Genomic DNA, 18,490 nt, shown 5'->3' with positions numbered 1-18,490 from the left:
GTAAATGGCTGCATCAGGGACCCGGCGATGCCGGGTCTGGCTCTGGCTTACTGTTGGCTCTTCGCTTCCATCAGTTCGATGAAGTGATCGAACAGCGGTGCGCAGTCTCGCGGACCGGGGCTGGCTTCCGGGTGCCCCTGGAAACTGAACGCCGGCACATCGGTGCGGTGAATACCCTGCAAGGTGCCATCGAAGAGGGACACATGCGTCACCTTCAGATTATCGGGCAGGGAGTCCATATCCACGGCAAAACCATGGTTCTGGCTGGTAATCATCACCGTGTCATCGGCCAGGGTTTTCACCGGGTGGTTGGCACCGTGGTGGCCGGTGCCCATCTTCATGGTTTTCGCCCCGCTGGCCAGCGCCAGCAGCTGATGGCCCAGGCAGATACCGAACACCGGCTTGCCGGTGGCAACGATTTCCTTGATGGCCTCGATGGCATAATCACAAGGCTCCGGATCACCGGGACCGTTGGACAGGAAGATGCCATCAGGATTCATGGCCAGCACGTCAGCGGCCGGGGTCTGGGCCGGCACCACCGTGAGCTTGCAACCACGCTCAACCAGCATGCGCAGGATGTTGCGTTTGACGCCGTAATCATAGGCCACCACATGGAAGCGGCTGTCGACGCCCTCGGTGTGGCCTTTTTCCAGATCCCAGGTGGACTCGGTCCAGGCATAGGTTTCACTGACGGTGACTTCCTTCGCCAGATCCATGCCCTTCAGGCCCGGGAAGCCCTTGGCCGCTTCCAGTGCCGCAGACTCATCCAGGTTATCGCCGGCAATGATGCAGCCGTTCTGTGCCCCCTTGTCGCGCAGGATGCGAGTCAGGCGGCGGGTGTCGATTTCAGCGATGGCCACGATATTGTTATCGCGCAGGTAGTCCGGCAGGGACTGCTGGCTACGCCAGTTACTGACCGTCATGGCCAGATCGCGAATCACCAGGCCGGACGCCCAGATCTGGGCGGACTCTTCGTCCTCGGGCGTCACACCGGTGTTGCCGATATGAGGATAGGTCAGGGTCACAATCTGTTTGGCGTAGGAGGGATCCGTAAGGATTTCCTGGTAGCCGGTCATAGCGGTGTTGAACACCACTTCACCCACGGTCTGACCCGTGGCACCGATAGCAACACCCCGAAAGATGCTTCCGTCTTCAAGAGCGAGAATGGCGGGAACCGTCAACGCAACCTCCAGGCTGGTAAGAATATAGGGAGATATGCGGCAGGGCACATTCGCAAAAAAGCGAGATGGATTGCTCCACCTCGCTTTTTCATGAAATTCGTCATCAGTGCCCCGCACGCCCATCACGGGCTGCGCGCTATTTTAGGGCCTCAGCAGGCAAATGTCACCCTTTGCCGGGCGCAACCGACCGCTGGCAGCCCCCGGGGCTTTCTCAGGCCTTGCCCCAGCCGGCGCTTTCACCTGCCAGACCAAGTACATCCTGCATGTCAAACAATCCGTTGTCGTGCCTGCCCAACCAGGCCGCAGCCCGGACAGCACCACGGCCAAAGGCCATGCGACTGGAGGCCTTGTGGGTAATTTCCACCCGCTCGCCGTCTGCGGCGAACATCACGGTATGATCGCCAACAATATCCCCGGCGCGAATGGTCTCGAAGCCGATAGTCTGACGATCGCGCTCACCGGTACGGCCCTCACGTCCGTATACGGCGCATTCTTTCAGGTCGCGGCCCAAGGTCTGCGCCACCACTTCCCCCATACGCAGGGCGGTGCCGGACGGCGCATCGATCTTGTGACGGTGATGAGCCTCAATCACCTCGATATCGGCCTCTTCCGCCATCACCCGCGCGGCGGTTTCCAGCAACTTGAAGCACAGGTTCACGCCGATGGAGTAGTTGGGCGCGAAACAGATAGCAATGTCTTCGCTGGCGGCCCGCAGGGCAGCCTTCTGGTCGTCATCCAGCCCGGTGGTGCCGATCACCAGCTTGGTACCCGCAGCACGGCACACTTCCAGATTGCGGGCAGTAGCTTCCGGCACGGTGAAATCGATAAACACATCGGCATCCTTGACCACCTTGTTCAGGTCATCCGCCAGCACCACTCCACTGGCACCCTGCCCCACCAACTCACCGGCATCGGCACCGATCAGGCTGGAGCCGGGTACATCCACCGCCGCTGCCAGGGTGGTATCCGGGTTGGCCAGAGTGGCCTCGATCAGAATCCGGCCCATACGACCGGCCGCACCGATAATGCCTACTTTCATGCTACTTCCTTGGAAATGGCACCGTGGCAGGCGCCCTTTGAGCCCCACCACAGCAAAACGATTGAAGACCGCTAGTCTACCAGAAAGGGCGGCCGGGTCACCGCGTAGAGATTGATGTTCTCCTTGCGCATGAACTTGCGCCGCTTACGGTCAAAGCGCTTGAAACTCATGCCGCTGTCACGCCAGGCCCGCACCTCCTGCAACCGCTTGCGCGCATAGGCCCGATCCAGCCACTCCATGGCAAAGCGCGCCGGCATGTCGACAGCCTTCTGCAAGTGGGTCAGCGCCTGCTCCGCCGATCCATCTTGATGGGTATAAAGCAGACTGTTGGCATACTCATAGCGAACAATCGCCAGATCCGGCACCGCCGTCAGCGATGTTTTAAAAGGCTGCGTGGCGTCCTCACTGTCCGCCGCCAGAGTCAGCCTGCCCGCTGCCTTACCCACCCGGCGCAGCACGTTGGCCTCAAAGGCCGCGCTCAGCGACAGCGCCAGCGGATGCTGCGGCTCCACCGCCAGAATCTCGGTGGCCGCATTGATCACCATGGCCGCATAGTTGCGCTGCAGGGTGGCCGGCACCGACTCATCCTCCGCAAGCCGCGCCACCGCATAACCAAAGCCGAGACGCAGCATGCAATAATCCGCCGCCAACCCTTCTTCCCCGGGCAGAATGGCCACCTGCTCACCGAACCAGGCCATCTCGTTAATGGCCTCCTGCAGCAGCTGCTGTTTCTGGGTGTGGCTCGGCGCCAGGTAGGTAGCATAGATAATCTGCGATACCAGCCCCGGCACCCGGGCATAACCGCCATAACGCTTGCCAAGCTCACGGGCATGGCGGAAATCCCCACGGAAAAACGCCTGCCACACCTCCAGCACATTACGACTGTGCTGCTCCCAGTTGTCATCCTGGTAATGCAGATCCCGATACAGGGCAGGAAAACGTTGATAGCGTGCCTTCAGATAATCCGGTGACGGAAACGGTATCCGCAGCCCCCGCATAAAAGCGGGCCATTGCTGGCGAATCTCATCGAAGGTGTAGATATAGGAGGACGAATCAAACGGCACTGACTCCCAGGGCATATCCAGCACCTGCGCATCCAGTGCCAGTGGCGCCTTCTGGGCAAAGGTTGCCAGTGCCCGCTCGTGCGCCTGGTCCACAGGCGCCGCATATAAAGAAAGGGGAAGCCAACACAACATACCCCCCAGCATCCCTGCCAGTCGCCGCGCAGCCATGATTACCTCTGTTATTGTTGTTTTTATGCACAATATCGCAGGCGGGCTTATAGCGGCAACGGAAGCGATCAAATTTCAGACTATCGACTGATTTTCGCGTCCGGCATAGCAAAACCCTCTTTAATTCAAAGCCCCTCACAGCAGGGCTCACAACAGAAAGTCATGCCGCCTCTTTCTTCACCAGGAAAGAAGCCGCCAGCAAACGCAGCCAGGCGGGCTGGCCGCCTAGGCTGGCCGGGTCAATCCGGGTTCTGGCGATCAGGGCCAGGGTGCGCTGTTCGGTATCGATGACCAGAGTGTCGCATTCGGTGTGCAGGTGTTGCGGTGAATGGCCACGGCAAATCAGTAAAGCAGCGGGGTGCCAGCTCGGCAGTGTCAGCGTGATTGGCTCCGGATGGTCCGGAAAAAAACCCTGCAATGTCAGCGTTTCCCCGCCGGTGAAGACATGGGCCAGCCACTGATCCTGTGGCGCGCAGTGATGCAATGATGGCTGCGCATCGCTTCCCCAGGGGCAACCCTGGCCGTCCAGCGGCATCCCAGAAGGCGTACCGAAACGCGCCTGCCGAGGCGCCCAGAACACCGGCAAGGGACCGAACCCGGCCACTGGACAGGGGCGCGAGGGGGACAGGGCTGACTGCCCGGCATATTCCATTTGCGGGGCGCGTTGATCCACGATTTTCCACCCGGAAGGATTGAAGCCGCGCCCCACCGGATTATGTTTTTCCCGCTGGCCGCTTTTGTGGTGGCTGCCGCCATAGGCGTTTTCATAACACAGCAGCAACGAGGTAAAAGGCGCGGGCTCCCCCCGCCGAACGCCGATCAGCCCCTTCTCCCAGCCATGCTCCCCGAGCGCCACCAGCTGCTTGCGCAGGACGGCCCCCTGCTGACGAATCTCCACACTGACATGGGCGCGATTCTCGACACCGTTGCGGGTGTAGGCATTGCCATACAGGTAATACTCGGCGCCCTGCTTGAACGCACCGATTTCATTCGCTTCCTGCAGACTGGTTTCCATGGGCTTGCCGTAATGGCTATCCGCCAGCAACGGCGAAGGCTGCTCCTCTGCCACAGCGATATTCCCGTGCAGATCAAACGCCAATGTCAGACGGGCAACCAGAACAGGCCGGTAATTGCCGGCCAGATCCCAGCCGGGAACGACCACAGCGCCAGCACCGGTTTCATTGATCAACTCAAGCATCGCCGCCTCCCTCTCTCAGGGAGTGAAACTGCCAGCCTGCAACGGGCAGTACGCGACGCTCGGCCAGCCAGCTTTGTTGCGCAGCAATCAACGGGGCGATCTGTCCTGTCCATTGTTGGCCAAGTAACTCCAGGGACGAGGCTGTCACGTGTTCACCAAAGAAATAACGCGCCCCGCTCTGCCACTGTTTGGCTTGCCAACTGATGGCCGCCGCCGAGGCATCGGGCAACGTCTCTTTCGACTCTCGCGATGACTCATCACTCGCCCCCACCGCTTGCAAGCGCGGCTTGCGGGGCACCGTTTCGCCAGTGAGCCAGAACCAGGCCTGCGCCGCGTCTTCGCAGCACGCCACTTGCTCCATGGCATCCAGAAGCTGACCCGCCGCTGATACCGAACCATCAAACGCGGTTCCGAGGAGGTTTTCCGGTGGGTGACCACTCAGCGCCAACAGCAACGCAAAGTGAGCATCATCCTGGTAATCATGAGCGCTCTGAACGGCCAGCGCATCCCTGCGCACCAGCCCGGCCTGCAAGGAATGATGACGGGAACGGGGAAAATCATGGCGCTGATACCAGGGCTGGAAACAGGAAAGATCTGCACCGGCGGCATCCTGAAAAAACAGCCAGCTTGCCAACAGCGCATCATGCTCAGCGGCTTGATACTCATCCATGGCCATGGCCGCCTGCTCGGACATCAGCGCTGCACGCAGTTCAGGATGCTGCGCCTCACCACTAGATGACGACAGCGTCATCGCCTCAATGACGGCGCCCTGCTGCTCCGGTTTCAGTTCCTGAAAAATCTCATCAAGGTTTTCCAGACAATGGACGCTATCTCGCTGCAAACCCACCCAGGTTTCCACGAACAACGCCGGGGGGCGCAATGACGCCTCGGGATGCCCTTCCTGATGAATCGCCACCGCATCCAGATTGGCCGCCAGCCGCCAGTCCAGTTGTCGCAACGCGTCCAGTGGGGAGGCAGGCGCATTCAGCAAACGACCGCGGCGCTGAAACAACGCTGTGGCTTCGCGATAGTGAGTGTCGACCTGCGGCAACATGACTGACATTAGTGGATCTGCACCAAGCCGCTGGCCTCTACCGTGGCCAGCTGCGTCATTTGCTCATTGCTTGACGCCCGAAGCGACCCAGTGGCTTGCTGCTGTTTCATGGTTGCTGTCATCCCCTGACTGGCCCATTCAAAAGCAGGGATGGTCGAGGGTTAGCGTTGGATTGTCATTGCGCTGAGGAGGATTCTGCTGTGCGAGGATGCTTACATCGGGATTTTTGCAGGCCAGGTCGCAGCAAAACGGCGGCCACAAAAAAGCCCGGGCAAAATGCACCGGGCTTTTTTGAATGACGCAAACTGGACTCAGGAATTATTTAGCGTCGAAGAAACGCTTCACCCCTTCAAACCAGCTACTCTTGCGCGGGTTGTGGCGGTTGCCGCCGCTTTCCAGGGATTCCTGGAATTTACGCAGCAGATCTTTCTGTTCGCTGGACAGTTTCACCGGCGTTTCGATCACCACCTTGCAGAGCAGATCACCCGGACCACCACCGCGTACCGGGGTTACCCCCTTGCCACGCAAGCGGAACAGTTTGCCGCTCTGGGTTTCGGCGGGCACTTTCAGCTTCACCTTGCCATTCAGGGTCGGCACATCAAGCTCACCCCCCAGGGTGGCATCGACAAAACTGATCGGCACCTCGCAGAACAGGTTGGCGCCATCGCGCTGGAAGATGTCGTGCTCGCGCACCGCCACCTGCACATACAGGTCGCCGGCGGGGGCGCCATGCATGCCCGCTTCGCCTTCGCCTGCCAGGCGGATCCGGTCACCGGTATCTACACCCGCGGGGATTTTCACCGACAGGGTCTTGGTGTTTTGCACCCGGCCCTGGCCACCACAACTGGTGCAGGGATCCTTGATGACACGCCCTTCACCCTTACAGGTAGGACAGGCCTGCTGCACGGTAAAGAAACCCTGCTGCATGCGCACCTGGCCCATGCCGCCACAGGTGTTACAGGCCACCGGTTGAGAGCCTTCCTTGGCACCACTGCCATGGCAGACTTCACAGCTATCCCAGGTCGGCACGCGGATTTTCTCATCGCAGCCACGCACGGCCTGCTCAAGAGACAGCTCCAGGGTATAACGCAGGTCGGCACCACGGGCCGGGCCGCGACGGCCACCGCCACCTCCACCGAAGATGTCGCCGAAGATATCGCCAAAGATGTCACCAAAGCCGCCGCCGCCGAAGCCACCGGCTCCGCCACCAGCCTGACCATCCACGCCAGCATGGCCGAACTGGTCGTAGGCAGCACGCTTCTGCTCATCGGAGAGCACTTCGTAGGCTTCCTTGGCTTCCTTGAATTTGGCCAGGGCTTCCTGGTCATCCGGGTTGCGATCCGGATGGTATTTCATGGCCAGGCGTCGGTAAGCCTTTTTCAGATCCTGCTGGCTGGCATCTTTTGATGCGCCCAGCACTTCGTAATAATCACGTTTGGACATAGTGGGCCTTTTTGAATCAGTCCCGTCACACAAAAACGCCGGCAAGGCGCCGGCAATAAAGAAGTTGCGCAGATCTCCCGGCTACCGCGCCTGGGCGCGGCACCGGGATGTCCGACGGCTTACTTCTTCTTGTCGTCGTCCACTTCTTCGAACTCGGCGTCGACTACGTCATCACCAGAGGCTTTCTGCTGCTCGCCAGCGGCGTCCGCAGCTGCACCTTCCGCCTGCTGGGCCTGCTCGGCATACAGCTTCTCGGCCAGCGGGGCAGAGACTTCGGACAGCGCCTTGATCTTGGCCTCGATGTCTTCCTTGTCGCTGCCCTTGGCGGCTTCTTCCAGTTCGTCAGCCGCCTTGGTGATAGCTTCTTTCTCTTCGTCAGTCGCCTTGTCACCGGCTTCTTCCAGAGTCTTCTTGGTGGCGTGCACCAAGTGGTCAGCCTGGTTGCGGGTCTGCACCAGCTCTTCGAACTTCTTGTCTTCGTCCGCGTGAGCTTCGGCGTCCTGCACCATCTTTTCCACTTCCTCGTCGGACAGACCGGAGGAGGCCTTGATCTGGATAGTCTGTTCTTTACCGGTGGCCTTGTCTTTCGCGCCCACGTGCAGAATACCGTTGGCGTCGATGTCGAAGGTCACTTCGATCTGCGGCATACCACGCGGTGCCGGCGGAATGTCTTCCAGGTTGAACTGGCCCAGCGACTTGTTCTGCGCCGCCTGCTTACGCTCACCCTGCAGTACGTGCACGGTCACTGCGGTCTGGTTGTCGTCTGCCGTGGAGAACACCTGCGACGCGTTGGTCGGGATGGTGGTGTTCTTCTCGATCAGCGGGGTCATCACGCCACCCATGGTTTCGATACCCAGGGTCAGCGGGGTCACGTCCAGCAGCAGCACGTCGGTGACGTCACCACTCAGTACTGCACCCTGAATAGCAGCACCCATGGCAACCGCTTCATCCGGGTTCACATCCTTGCGCGGCTCTTTGCCGAAGAACTCGGTGACTTTCTTCTGCACCATCGGCATACGGGTCTGACCACCCACCAGAATCACGTCGGTGATGTCGGCGGTTTTGACACCCGCATCGGCCAGCGCAGTCTTGCACGGCTCCAGGGAGCGGCTAACCAGATCACCCACCAGGGATTCCAGCTTGGCACGGGTGACTTTCACCACCAGGTGCTTGGGACCGGTGCTGTCTGCGGTAATGTACGGCAGGTTCACTTCGGTCTGCTCGGCGGAGGAAAGCTCGATCTTGGCTTTCTCGGCCGCTTCTTTCAGGCGCTGCATGGCCAGCGGGTCGCCGCCCAGGTCGATGCCGGAATCTGCCTTGAACTGATCGGCCAGGAAGTTGATCAGCGCCAGGTCGAAATCCTCACCACCCAGGAAGGTGTCACCGTTGGTGGCCAGCACTTCAAACTGGTGCTCGCCGTCCACTTCGGCAATCTCGATGATGGAGATGTCGAAGGTACCACCACCCAGATCGTAGACCGCAATGGTGCGATCGCCGCCTTTCTTGTCCAGGCCATAGGCCAGGGCAGCCGCAGTGGGCTCGTTGATAATGCGCTTCACGTCCAGACCGGCGATGCGACCGGCATCCTTGGTGGCCTGACGCTGGGAATCGTTGAAGTACGCGGGCACGGTGATCACGGCCTCGGTAACGGCCTCACCCAGATAGTCTTCCGCGGTCTTCTTCATTTTCTTCAGCACCTGCGCAGAGATCTGCGGCGGCGCCATTTTCTCACCCTTCACTTCCACCCAGGCGTCGCCATTGTCGGCCTTGGTGATTTTGTAGGGGACCATCTTGATGTCTTTCTGAACGACGCTGTCTTCAAAACGACGACCGATCAGACGCTTCACCGCGTACAGGGTGTTTTCCGGGTTGGTTACCGCCTGACGCTTGGCGGATTGACCGACCAGGGTTTCCTTGTCGTCGGTGTAGGCGATGATGGACGGCGTGGTACGCGCGCCTTCAGCGTTCTCAATAACCTTGGCTTTATCACCTTCCAGCACGGCCACACAGCTGTTGGTCGTACCCAGGTCGATACCGATAATCTTACCCATATCTCTCGTTCTCCTTCACACCAGCCGGTTCCCTGACGGCAAACCGGGCAGTTGAATTGTTAATTCGTCTGGCATCTATATGGCGGTGCTTCGCGCCGTTTCAAGGGGCCAGAACGGCTTTTTGCTTACTCGGCAGCCTTGCTGACCACCACCCGGGCCGGACGAATCAGGCGACCATTGAGCTGATAGCCTTTTTCCAGCACGTCGATCACGGTGTTGGGCTCCACATTGGGCACCGGCACCATGGTCATGGCCTCATGCAGCTCCGGGTTAAACGGCTCGTCCGACGGACTGATCTGCTCCAGGTTGTACTTGGCGAAGGCATCCAGCAGGGACTTGAGGGTCAGCTCGATACCTTCACGTGCACCTTGCAGAGCTTCGTCGTCGGCATCCAGGGCGGCCAGGCCTCGTTCCAGGTTGTCCGCCACGCTCAACAGGTCGCCGGCAAATTTCTCCAGGGCGAACTTGCGAGCGTGCTGCACATCCCGCTCGGCGCGCTTGCGCACATTCTGGATTTCCGCCTGGGCACGGATATCCGCCTCACCCAGGGCTTTTTTTACCTTGGCCAGCTCGGCTTCCACTTCAGCCAGCTGTTCTTCGGCCGAGGGCTGCTCAGGCGCAGGGGCCTCTGCTTCCGCATCGGCAGCCTCAGCCTGGGCCGCCTGCTGCTCTTCGGCAGTCTCTACCTGCGGTTCGGCGTTTTTCGGGTCTTTTTCCTGCTCACTCATTCGTAACTCCACATCCCAATCCGGGCTTTTCCAGGAAAGCGGGCAAAGATATGGGAACAGATGGGCAGGATTCAAGGGGGGAGAGGGGCAATGGACAATTGATAATGGATAATTGATAGCGCGCGGGATGATCTGGTGCCATAGGCATCCTGGAAGCCGCGCCCATGGCCCTCTCGCGCCCTTTACCCCCTGAAATCAATAAAGCCGGGACCGCGCCGTTATCAATTATCCATTATCAACTATCAATTCGGTTTATAGCTGGGTCAGGGCCGCCGAGAGGATCTTGGCGGTGATATCCACGGTGGGAATGACCTTCTCGTAATCCATCCGCGTGGGACCCACCACTGCGAGGACGCCCACGGGCCCGTTATCTGCCTTGTAGGGAGCCGAGATCAGCGAGTAATCCTCGAACGGCTGGAAGCCGGATTCCCGGCCGATGAAGATCTGTACCCCATCCGCCTTCATGGACCGCTCCAGCAGGTGCAGGATATCGCGCTTATGATTGAAGGCATCAAACAGGTCGCGCAGCTGATGCAGATTGTCCGCCTCGGCGGACTTGAGCAGATTGGATTCGCCGGATACCACATAATCCGAGCTCTCCGGCTCACTGCGCAGGGCCTTGTCGGCCACCTCCATGGCGGTCCGCATCAGTGCATCCATCTGCGCCCGGTCCGCATTCATGGTGTTCAGCAGGCCATCGCAGATGCTGTTCAGATCGCAGCCGCCATAGGTGTGATTGATGTAATTGGCCGCCTGGCGCAGCTCCGCCTCGTCGTAGTCCCGGTCGGTATGAATGATGCGGTTCTGCACTTCGGACCGGTTTACCACCAGCACCACCAACACCCGCTTGCCCGATAATGGCAAGAACTCAACTTGCCGAAGGGTTGTCACCTCCCGGCGGGGTACCGCCACCAGCCCGGCCATGCGGGTCAGCTCCGCCAGGGTTCGTGAGGCCTGAGCAATCAGCTCCTGGGGGGATTGCTCCGGAGCCAGCAGCTGACGCAGCTCCTTTTTCAGGGAGCGGTGATCCGGGCGCTCCATGACACTGGAAGCCAGCAAGGAATCCACATACAGCCGGTATCCCAGCTCCGTGGGCACCCGGCCGGCGGACGTATGGGGGCTGGCAAGCACACCGAGATCCTCCAGCTCCGCCATGATGTTGCGGACAGTGGCCGGGCTGACGGTAAGGCCGCTACCGCTGGCCAACGTCTTGGAACCCACTGGCTGACCATCGCGGATATGGCGCTCCACCAGCGCCATCAGCAGTCGTTGTTTGCGTTCGTTGAGATCCAGCTTCGTCATAGCGGTATATGTACCAGAAAAGCAGTGCGACATTATATAGGGTTATCGTCCAGAGTTTACCGGGGGCTTACACTGACGACCGGAATCCCCTAAGATTGGAACCACTGATCAAAAGAACAGTTATCGTAACAAGGATGTCACCATGACCGACAGCAACAACCCCTACCAGAGCCCCGCAGCCGACGCGCAGAATCCTCCCTCCCGGGACAATCCGGTGCTAGCCAGTCGCTGGCATCGGTTTTTCGGCGCCCTGATCGACGGTCTGGTCCAGGGCGCCATTATCGCCCCCATCGTGTTCTTTTCCGGCACCTGGGCCGACATGATGGCCAATAACGGGGCGCTCGATCTTACCGCCACCCTGGTCTGGTTTATCGTCGGCGAAGTAATCTTCCTGGCCCTGCAAGGCTGGCTGCTGTTCAACCGCCAGCAGACCATCGGCAAGTGGCTGTTGGGCATGAAAATCATCGGCATGAAACAACCCGAAGTGCCCGCCGGCAAGCTCTACGGCCTGCGCTACCTGCTGTTCCATGTGCTGGCCCAGGTGCCCGGCGTCAACCTGATCATGCTTGTCGACCCGCTGCTGATCTTCCGCAGTGATCGCCGCTGCCTACACGATCTGCTGGCCGGCACCCAGGTGATCCAGGCTCCGGCCAACCGCTAATCACTACCCTGACTCGCCCGTTTCGGAGAGATACCATGCTGACCCATCTGAGCGTTCGTCACTTTGCCACCGTGGACCAGTTGGAACTGGAGCCGGAAAATGGCCTCACCGTGATCAGCGGGGAAACCGGGGCGGGCAAGTCCGTGATCATTGATGCCCTGGGCCTGACCCTGGGCGACCGGGCCGATTCCAGCATTGTCCGCCACGGCCACGACCGGGCAGAAGTGCTTGCCACCTTTGATGTCAGCGACAACACCGCCGCCCGTCAGTGGCTGGCCGACCGGGAGCTCGACGACGACAACCAGTGCCTGCTGCGCCGCACCGTGCGCGCCGATGGTCGCTCTCGGGCCTATGTGAACGGCACACCCACCCCGCTGGCGGAAGTGCGTGAACTGGGCGAACGACTGATCAGTATCCATAGCCAGCACGAACACCAGGCACTGATGAAAAAAGAGGCCCACCGGCAGCTGCTGGACAACTTCGCCGATGCCCGTGATCTGGCCAACACGGTGCGAGAACACTGGCGCCACTGGCAAAAGGCCCGCCGCGCCCACGATGACGCCCTCAACCAGGCCCGCGAACAGAACGAAAAGGAAGAGCTGCTGCGCTTCCAGCTGGAAGAACTGGACGCCCTGGCACTGCAGGAAGGCGAACTGGAGCAGCTGGAGCAGGAACAACAGCGGCTGGGCAACGCGGAAAGCCTTATCCGCACTTGCCAGCAATCCCTGAACGCCCTCTACGAAGGCGAAGACGGCACCTGCAACGACCACCTCAGCCAGGTCAGCCACTGGCTCGACGATGCCCGCAATCAGGATGAAGGTCTGGCCACCATCGCCGACACCGTGGAATCCGCTCGCCTGCAGGTGGAAGCCGCCGCCGATGACCTGCGCCATTACCTGGAGCGGCTGGACCTGGACCCGGAGCGACTGGCCCAGGTGGAAGAGCGTCTCAGCCAGAGCTACACACTGGCCCGCAAGCACCGCATTCGCCCGGAAGAACTGGTGGACCACCACCACCAACTGCTGGCCGAGTCCGACGCCCTGGGCAATGTGGATGCCCACCTGCACGCTCTCTCCGAGCAGGAAGCCGCGGCTCAGCAGCAATACATGGACAGCGCCCGCCAGCTCAGCAAGGCCCGCCGCAGTGCCGCCAAGAACCTCACCCAGCAGGTACAGAAACAGCTCACCGCCCTGAGCATGAAAGCGGCCAAACTGGAAGCCCAGCTGGGAGAATGCGCTCCTGGCGCCGACGGCCTGGAGGACGTGGAGTTCCTGTTTTCCGCCAACCCCGGCCAGCCTCTCAAACCCCTGGGCAAGGTGGCTTCCGGTGGCGAACTGTCACGGGTCAGCCTGGCAATCCAGGTTATTTGCGCCCGTAACCTGACGGTACCGAGTCTGGTATTCGATGAAGTAGACGTGGGTGTCGGTGGTGGCGTGGCCGAGATCGTCGGCCGGCTGCTGCGCGAACTGGGCGGCCACGCCCAGGTGCTGTGCATCACCCACCAGCCACAGGTGGCCAGCCAGGGCCATCAGCACTGGCAGGTGCACAAGATTCAGGGCGACGACACCACCCACACCCGCATTCAGGGGCTGGATGACAACGCGAGAATCGAAGAGCTGGCGCGTATGCTGGGCGGCGTGGAAATCACCGAATCTACCCGCAACCACGCCAAGGAGATGCTGAGCAAGGCCCAGGCAGCCTAGAAAGGCAGTGAACAGTTAATAGTGAATAGTTAACAGCGGCGCGGGAGAGGGTCAGATAACCGGCAGCGCCCAGTCCGCGCACAAACGCCGGCTCACCACGTAGGGTGGATTAGCCACAGGCGTAATCCACCGCCACCCTGACGACCATCACGCTACTGACGGCTACACCGCATTGCGCACTACCAGTGAAAAGGTAGATTACGCCTGCGGCTAATCCACCCTACCCAGGCCACCTGGGCCCGGGCGCGGGATCACTTCTTCGGCTTGACGTACAGCACCAGCGAGTGATCCATGATTTCGTAGCCGTGCTCCTCGGCGATGGCGTGCTGGCGCTTCTCGATCACGTCATCCATGAACTCAATCACCTGGCCGGTTTCCATGCACACCATATGGTCGTGATGGTCCTCGTCCGCCAGCTCGAAAACCGCAGAGCCGCCCTCGAAGTTGTGGCGCAACACCATGCCCGCCTGCTCGAACTGGGTCAGTACCCGGTAGACAGTGGCCAGCCCCACATCCTCGCCGGCGTCCATCAGCGACTTGTAGATGTCTTCCGCGCTCAGGTGGCGCTCTTCGGACTTCTCCAGTTGCTGCAGGATTTTAACCCGCGGCAGGGTCACTTTAAGGCCCGCTTTTCTGAGATCCTGATTATCCAATGCGTATGCTCCAATATGCCAAAAGGTGGCGATGCCCCTGAATCCGTCACTTTGGCGCGGCGCCTGACACAAGCCTGGGCCGCCTCAGATTCAGGGCGATGAAAAAAAGCGGGAAACTTGTACCGCTACTGCAAGTCTGTATTATCGCCCGAACACTTTGTGAAGTCGAAAAACCATGCCACGAATTCCAGTTGCCCTCATCCTGACTGCCCTGCTGGCCACCACTGGCTGCAGCACCCTGCGCTTTCCCGGCGTCTACCGGATTGATATTCCGCAGGGCAACTTTGTCACCGAGGAAATGCTCGGCGAGCTGGAGCCCGGCATGAGCCCGGAGCAGGTGCGCTACGTGCTGGGTGCGCCTACCCTGGTGGACCCGTTCACGCCTGACAAATGGTTTTATCTGATGACCTACCGCCCCGGCAAGGGCGACAAGGTGAGCCAACAGATTGTGCTCCACTTCGAAAATGGCAGCTATAGCCGTCATGAAGGCGAAGTCATTGAAGACTTCCGCAAGAAAACCAGCTCGCAACAGGACCGCGAATTGCGACGCAAGCTGGAAGAGCGCAAGCGGGAAGACAGCAGCCCGGAGCCTGATACTGCTCCATCAGAGCCAGCAGAACCAAACCCGGCTCCGCTACCGCAGGAGCCGACCGACCCCGGTCAGCCCGCAGCCTGAACCTTTATCAACGGGCCTTTTCTGCCGCCCGCTTCTTGCGATTGAGTTTCGGGTCTGCCAGCAGCGGGCGGTAGATTTCTACCCGTTCACCCGGCTTGAGCACCTGCCCGGCCGGATTCGCCACCACCTTGCCGAAAATGCCCATGGGCGCCTTTTCCAGCACAAGCCCCTCGAACTGCTCCTCGATACCGGACAACTTTGCGGCCTCCAGCATGGTGGTGCCCTCCGGCACATCCAGGCCAATCAGACGCTGCTTGTCTGGCAGGGCATAGGTCACTTCCACATGAATACGCGCATCATCGGCCATCAGGGCGACTCCTGCTCCACCGGCACTTCAGCGCCACCCTCTTGCGGCAGCGACGCATCACCGTCCGCCGGCGCCTCGCTGGTGACCGCATCCACCTGCTCCTGAGCCGGAGCTTCCTGGGCTTGCGCCTCTTCTTCCGGCGCAAAGGTCGCCCAAATGGAGTAAACAAACAGCACGATCACCGCCGCCGGTGAGAAAATCCGCACCAGCGCCCGCCATACCAGATAGAGCTTGAAGTTCTGCATGGCCAGCTCCTTGCGCGCCTGGGTCTCCTTCATCACCCAGCCAGCAAAGATAGCAATCAGCAGACCACCGAGCGGCAACATCACCGTGGTGGACAGGAATTCCATATTGTCGAAGAAAGTACCCACCATGAAAGTGTGATCTTTCCAAACGTTAAACGACAACACCGAGCCTACACCCAGCAGCCAGGCCCCCAGGCCCACCACCAGCGCCGCCATCGGGCGCTTCAGACCGCGCTCTACCAGCCAGGCCACCACCGGCTCACCAAGGCTAATGGACGAGCTCCAGGCGGCACACACCACCAGAACAAAGAACAGGGAACCGAACAACAGGCCGCCCGGCATTTGCCCGAAGGCCAGCGGCAGGGTCACGAACATCATGCCCGGCCCCTGGCTCACTTCCAGCCCGTTGGAGAACAGCAGCGGGAACATGGCCACACCGGCGCCCAACGCCACCAGGGTGTCGAGCAGCGCAATGATCGCCACGGTAGACATGATCGACACGGGCCGGCTGCGACCGGTCTTCTTGTCCTTCACCTCTTTGGGCATATACGCCCCATAGGCCATGATCGCGCCCATGCCCAGACTCAGGGTAAAGAAGGCCTGCCCCACGGCCACGATGATTGCCTTGCCGGTCAACTTGGAGAAATCGAAGGCAAACAGGAAACTCACTCCTTCCTTGAAGCCCGGCGTGGTCGCCGCGTAGCCCACCAGCACCAGCAGCAGTACGAACAACAGCGGCATCAGAATCTGCACCGCCTTTTCCAGACCGCCTTTCACGCCCCGGGCCACCACCACCATGGTCAGCACCATAAAGAGCGTGTGGTATCCCAGCAGCAACCCGGGATTGGCCAGCATATCGTTGAAATGGGCTTCTGACTGGGTGGCGGAAATGCCTTCAAAAACGCCACGCACCGCTTCCCAGGCGTAATACAGTGCCCAGCTGGCCACCGCAGAGTAAAACGACAGAATCAGAAATGCTGAAAGCGCGCCCAAATAGCCGATGCCCGCCCATCGCTGGGTCACCTTGCTGTCCGCCGCCACCTTGCGCATGGAATTGATCGGGCTTAGCCCGCCCTTGCGGCCCAGCATCACCTCCGCCGCCATGATGGGAATGCCCACCACCGCGATACAAAGCAGGTACAGCAACACAAAGGCACCACCGCCGTTCTCGCCGGTGATGTACGGAAAACGCCAGATATTCCCCAGCCCCACGGCCGACCCGGTCGCCGCCAGAATAAACACCCAACGGCTGGCCCACATGCCATGGACCGGCTTGATCTCTTGCTTCATAACAGGATTACCCTCGATAGCGTGGCGCTATTGTCTTTTTTTTAACTGGGCGGCTCAAGTAAGGGTAAGTCACAACTCACTCCCGCCGGGGCAGACAAAGCCCTGTCAGCCGCCAAACGCATGCTCTATAATCGCTCGCCTATGGGAAACGCCAAGAAAAAAGCCAAAGCGCCGTCGGCCACCATTGCGCAAAACCGCAAGGCACGCCACGAATATCATCTGGAAGAGCACTTCGAAGCCGGCCTGGTCCTGGAAGGCTGGGAGGTGAAGTCACTGCGTGCCGGCAAAGGCAACCTGACTGAAGCCTATGTCTTGCTAAAGGACGGGGAAGCCTTCCTGTTCGGCGCTCGCTTCGAGCCCCTGATCACCGCCAGCACCCACGTCAATCCGGATCCGGTCCGCAGCCGCAAGCTGCTGCTGCACCGCCGCGAACTGGGGCGCATTTTTGGTGGCGTACAGAAAGAGGGCTACACCTGCGTACCGGTGAGCCTGTACTGGAAGAAAGGGTTTGCCAAGTGCGATATCGCCCTGGCCAAGGGTAAACAGAAGTTTGACAAGCGCGCCACAGAGAAGGAGCGCGACTGGAATCGTCAGAAGCAGCGCCTGATGCGGCAGGGTAGCTGACCCGGGTTAACGGGCCGCCCCCTGCACGCGTGACACTGTCTTCAGACTATACCGGTTGGCGTTACACCGACTGATGGGTGTTCACGTCCTGAGCCCGGCTGTCGCCGCGCAGCTGCCAGTAAAACTGCAGCCAGGCGCGCAGCACCGCGGGCAGGAAGTAAACGGCGAACAGAATCACCGGAAGACGTGCCTCCGGGGTCGCCAGATCCACCAGGTACACACCACCTGCATACGCAGCCAGCGCGAATACCAGTTGCAACGCTCTGTAAAGCAGCGGCTGAGCCTTCAAAGGCGACAGTGCCTTCTCGGAAACTTGCCCTGCTGACCGAAAGATCGTGTTCATCGTCTTTCTCCTTTAATGAACGACAATGCTTTGATCAGCGGCCTTCATATAACGTCTATCTCAAGGCTCGCTGTAAAGCCATTGTGTGGTACACAATTTCGAGCAGGATGTTTCATGGTGGCTTGTGGCTACCTGAGCATCGCTTGCTCAACCTCACCATCGGCCAATGACACAATGCCGTGGTGACACCCGTATAGTGCGCCTGAAAAATGACAAAACAAGCATTCCGGGTCTGATTGTCAGACAACATATGTGTATTCGGGTAACACTTTTCACAATCTGATTACATTCCGAACGTTATTCATGGCGTTTACCCCCACAACATGGCCGATCCGGAACACCCTCGCCCCCACTTGTTAATCGACTTACCCGTCCCCATCACCTACAATGAACCCATCACAGGGGCCGACCTGGATTCGACGCCGGTACTGAATTCTGTGGTGCATGCCGAGAAGGTCACGAGTCTCGTAAAACATTTGTGGCACACTAAAGTAATCGCAAACGACGATTCTTACGCACTAGCAGCTTAAACCCTGCTTATCGCCAATCGACCCTGCCTGTGGGGAAGAGCGGCGAGCATCGCAACACAGGCTCGCAGCAAAGTCCGCCCCGGATGGCGCTGTTAAAACCTTTAGGGGCTCGGCTTTCACGTCCTGCCAGTTGGGTTGTGGAGGCTTAAATCAATAAACATGGCTAAGCATGTAGATCTGCAGATGGATTGCTGACGGACGCGGGTTCGATTCCCGCCGGCTCCACCAAA

The 18,490-nt window shown here is 59.9% G+C and carries 17 protein-coding genes and 1 other RNA gene; 5 read left to right on the top strand and 13 right to left on the bottom strand.

Going from position 1 to position 18,490, the window contains the following annotated elements; genetic code table 11:
- Window positions 1-47: 47 nt before the first annotated feature.
- The 9 genes from carA to hrcA form a co-directional block, all read right to left on the bottom strand.
- Window positions 48-1,181 (bottom strand): glutamine-hydrolyzing carbamoyl-phosphate synthase small subunit, encoded by a 1,134-nt coding sequence (carA, locus tag HUJ17_RS10265; RefSeq protein ID WP_290510604.1) that lies wholly within the window; start codon window positions 1,179-1,181, stop codon window positions 48-50.
- 211 nt (window positions 1,182-1,392) lie between these two features.
- Complete coding sequence (dapB, locus tag HUJ17_RS10260; protein WP_290510603.1) at window positions 1,393-2,220, bottom strand: 4-hydroxy-tetrahydrodipicolinate reductase; 828 nt, start codon at window positions 2,218-2,220, stop codon at window positions 1,393-1,395.
- A 71-nt stretch (window positions 2,221-2,291) separates the two neighbouring features.
- Window positions 2,292-3,377, bottom strand: coding sequence for a hypothetical protein (locus HUJ17_RS10255; RefSeq protein WP_290510602.1), 1,086 nt, complete (start codon window positions 3,375-3,377; stop codon window positions 2,292-2,294).
- A 235-nt stretch (window positions 3,378-3,612) separates the two neighbouring features.
- Window positions 3,613-4,650: a DUF2169 domain-containing protein gene (locus HUJ17_RS10250; protein WP_290510601.1), complete on the bottom strand. Its 1,038-nt coding sequence runs from the start codon at window positions 4,648-4,650 to the stop codon at window positions 3,613-3,615.
- The gene (locus tag HUJ17_RS10245; RefSeq protein WP_290510600.1) at window positions 4,643-5,713 is read right to left on the bottom strand and encodes a hypothetical protein; all 1,071 of its coding nucleotides are present in this window, start codon (window positions 5,711-5,713) and stop codon (window positions 4,643-4,645) included. Before HUJ17_RS10245 ends, HUJ17_RS10250 begins: the two co-directional genes overlap by 8 nt.
- Before the next feature lie 309 nt (window positions 5,714-6,022).
- Window positions 6,023-7,147 (bottom strand): molecular chaperone DnaJ, encoded by a 1,125-nt coding sequence (dnaJ, locus tag HUJ17_RS10240; RefSeq protein WP_290510599.1) that lies wholly within the window; start codon window positions 7,145-7,147, stop codon window positions 6,023-6,025.
- A 119-nt stretch (window positions 7,148-7,266) separates the two neighbouring features.
- Window positions 7,267-9,198 (bottom strand): molecular chaperone DnaK, encoded by a 1,932-nt coding sequence (gene dnaK / locus HUJ17_RS10235; protein WP_290510598.1) that lies wholly within the window; start codon window positions 9,196-9,198, stop codon window positions 7,267-7,269.
- Between the two features lie 125 nt (window positions 9,199-9,323).
- On the bottom strand, window positions 9,324-9,926 hold the full coding sequence (gene grpE, locus HUJ17_RS10230) for a nucleotide exchange factor GrpE (RefSeq protein WP_290510597.1): 603 nt from the start codon (window positions 9,924-9,926) through the stop codon (window positions 9,324-9,326).
- 252 nt (window positions 9,927-10,178) lie between these two features.
- Complete coding sequence (gene hrcA, locus HUJ17_RS10225) at window positions 10,179-11,228, bottom strand: heat-inducible transcriptional repressor HrcA (RefSeq protein WP_290510596.1); 1,050 nt, start codon at window positions 11,226-11,228, stop codon at window positions 10,179-10,181.
- Window positions 11,229-11,370: 142 nt separating this feature from the next.
- On the opposite strand from hrcA, the gene HUJ17_RS10220 reads away from it, so the two are divergent.
- Complete coding sequence (locus HUJ17_RS10220; RefSeq protein WP_290510595.1) at window positions 11,371-11,889, top strand: RDD family protein; 519 nt, start codon at window positions 11,371-11,373, stop codon at window positions 11,887-11,889.
- A 35-nt stretch (window positions 11,890-11,924) separates the two neighbouring features.
- The gene (gene recN, locus HUJ17_RS10215) at window positions 11,925-13,592 is read left to right on the top strand and encodes a DNA repair protein RecN (protein WP_290510594.1); all 1,668 of its coding nucleotides are present in this window, start codon (window positions 11,925-11,927) and stop codon (window positions 13,590-13,592) included.
- Between the two features lie 251 nt (window positions 13,593-13,843).
- Here the strand turns inward: recN and fur are convergent, their stop codons facing one another.
- A complete protein-coding gene (gene fur / locus HUJ17_RS10210; RefSeq protein ID WP_035248394.1) occupies window positions 13,844-14,245 on the bottom strand; it encodes a ferric iron uptake transcriptional regulator in 402 nt (133 codons plus the stop codon).
- Between the two features lie 175 nt (window positions 14,246-14,420).
- Here fur and HUJ17_RS10205 point away from each other — a divergent pair, with 175 nt between their 5' ends.
- On the top strand, window positions 14,421-14,921 hold the full coding sequence (locus tag HUJ17_RS10205; protein ID WP_290510593.1) for an outer membrane protein assembly factor BamE: 501 nt from the start codon (window positions 14,421-14,423) through the stop codon (window positions 14,919-14,921).
- A 7-nt stretch (window positions 14,922-14,928) separates the two neighbouring features.
- On the opposite strand, the gene HUJ17_RS10200 is transcribed toward HUJ17_RS10205, so the two are convergent.
- Window positions 14,929-15,228, bottom strand: coding sequence for an RnfH family protein (locus HUJ17_RS10200; protein ID WP_290510592.1), 300 nt, complete (start codon window positions 15,226-15,228; stop codon window positions 14,929-14,931).
- Entirely contained in the window at window positions 15,228-16,763 is a 1,536-nt protein-coding gene (locus tag HUJ17_RS10195; protein ID WP_290510591.1) for a sodium-dependent transporter, read from the bottom strand. The genes HUJ17_RS10200 and HUJ17_RS10195 overlap by 1 nt, the downstream gene beginning before the upstream one ends.
- A 141-nt stretch (window positions 16,764-16,904) precedes the next feature.
- Between HUJ17_RS10195 and smpB the strand changes: the two genes are divergently transcribed.
- The gene (smpB, locus tag HUJ17_RS10190; RefSeq protein ID WP_290510614.1) at window positions 16,905-17,387 is read left to right on the top strand and encodes an SsrA-binding protein SmpB; all 483 of its coding nucleotides are present in this window, start codon (window positions 16,905-16,907) and stop codon (window positions 17,385-17,387) included.
- Window positions 17,388-17,448: 61 nt separating this feature from the next.
- Here smpB and HUJ17_RS10185 read toward each other — a convergent pair whose 3' ends face one another.
- Window positions 17,449-17,730 carry a hypothetical protein gene (locus tag HUJ17_RS10185; RefSeq protein ID WP_290510590.1) on the bottom strand — a complete coding sequence of 94 codons (282 nt, stop codon included), beginning with the start codon at window positions 17,728-17,730 and terminating at the stop codon, window positions 17,449-17,451.
- Window positions 17,731-18,131: 401 nt separating this feature from the next.
- On the opposite strand from HUJ17_RS10185, the gene ssrA reads away from it, so the two are divergent.
- Window positions 18,132-18,488: a transfer-messenger RNA gene (gene ssrA, locus HUJ17_RS10180) on the top strand.
- Window positions 18,489-18,490 lie beyond the last annotated feature (2 nt).

The sequence above is a fragment of the Alcanivorax sp. genome (assembly GCF_014762765.1).
GTDB lineage: Bacteria > Pseudomonadota > Gammaproteobacteria > Pseudomonadales > Alcanivoracaceae > Alcanivorax.
Note: the sequence above shows the minus strand (reverse complement) of the source record. Positions and strands in the feature narration are given on the sequence as shown.

Bases quoted from the DNA above. Each gene is read 5' to 3' on its own strand.
- dnaJ (WP_290510599.1), bottom strand. From the start codon at position 7,147: ATGTCCAAACGTGATTATTACGAAGTGCTGGGCGCATCAAAAGATGCC.
- HUJ17_RS10250 (WP_290510601.1), bottom strand. From the start codon at position 4,650: ATGCTTGAGTTGATCAATGAAACCGGTGCTGGCGCTGTGGTCGTTCCC.
- HUJ17_RS10195 (WP_290510591.1), bottom strand. From the start codon at position 16,763: ATGAAGCAAGAGATCAAGCCGGTCCATGGCATGTGGGCCAGCCGTTGG.
- dapB (WP_290510603.1), bottom strand. From the start codon at position 2,220: ATGAAAGTAGGCATTATCGGTGCGGCCGGTCGTATGGGCCGGATTCTG.
- HUJ17_RS10205 (WP_290510593.1), top strand. From the start codon at position 14,421: ATGCCACGAATTCCAGTTGCCCTCATCCTGACTGCCCTGCTGGCCACC.
- HUJ17_RS10245 (WP_290510600.1), bottom strand. From the start codon at position 5,713: ATGTCAGTCATGTTGCCGCAGGTCGACACTCACTATCGCGAAGCCACA.
- smpB (WP_290510614.1), top strand. From the start codon at position 16,905: ATGGGAAACGCCAAGAAAAAAGCCAAAGCGCCGTCGGCCACCATTGCG.
- grpE (WP_290510597.1), bottom strand. From the start codon at position 9,926: ATGAGTGAGCAGGAAAAAGACCCGAAAAACGCCGAACCGCAGGTAGAG.
- HUJ17_RS10185 (WP_290510590.1), bottom strand. From the start codon at position 17,730: ATGAACACGATCTTTCGGTCAGCAGGGCAAGTTTCCGAGAAGGCACTG.
- HUJ17_RS10200 (WP_290510592.1), bottom strand. From the start codon at position 15,228: ATGGCCGATGATGCGCGTATTCATGTGGAAGTGACCTATGCCCTGCCA.
- hrcA (WP_290510596.1), bottom strand. From the start codon at position 11,228: ATGACGAAGCTGGATCTCAACGAACGCAAACAACGACTGCTGATGGCG.
- recN (WP_290510594.1), top strand. From the start codon at position 11,925: ATGCTGACCCATCTGAGCGTTCGTCACTTTGCCACCGTGGACCAGTTG.
- HUJ17_RS10220 (WP_290510595.1), top strand. From the start codon at position 11,371: ATGACCGACAGCAACAACCCCTACCAGAGCCCCGCAGCCGACGCGCAG.
- dnaK (WP_290510598.1), bottom strand. From the start codon at position 9,198: ATGGGTAAGATTATCGGTATCGACCTGGGTACGACCAACAGCTGTGTG.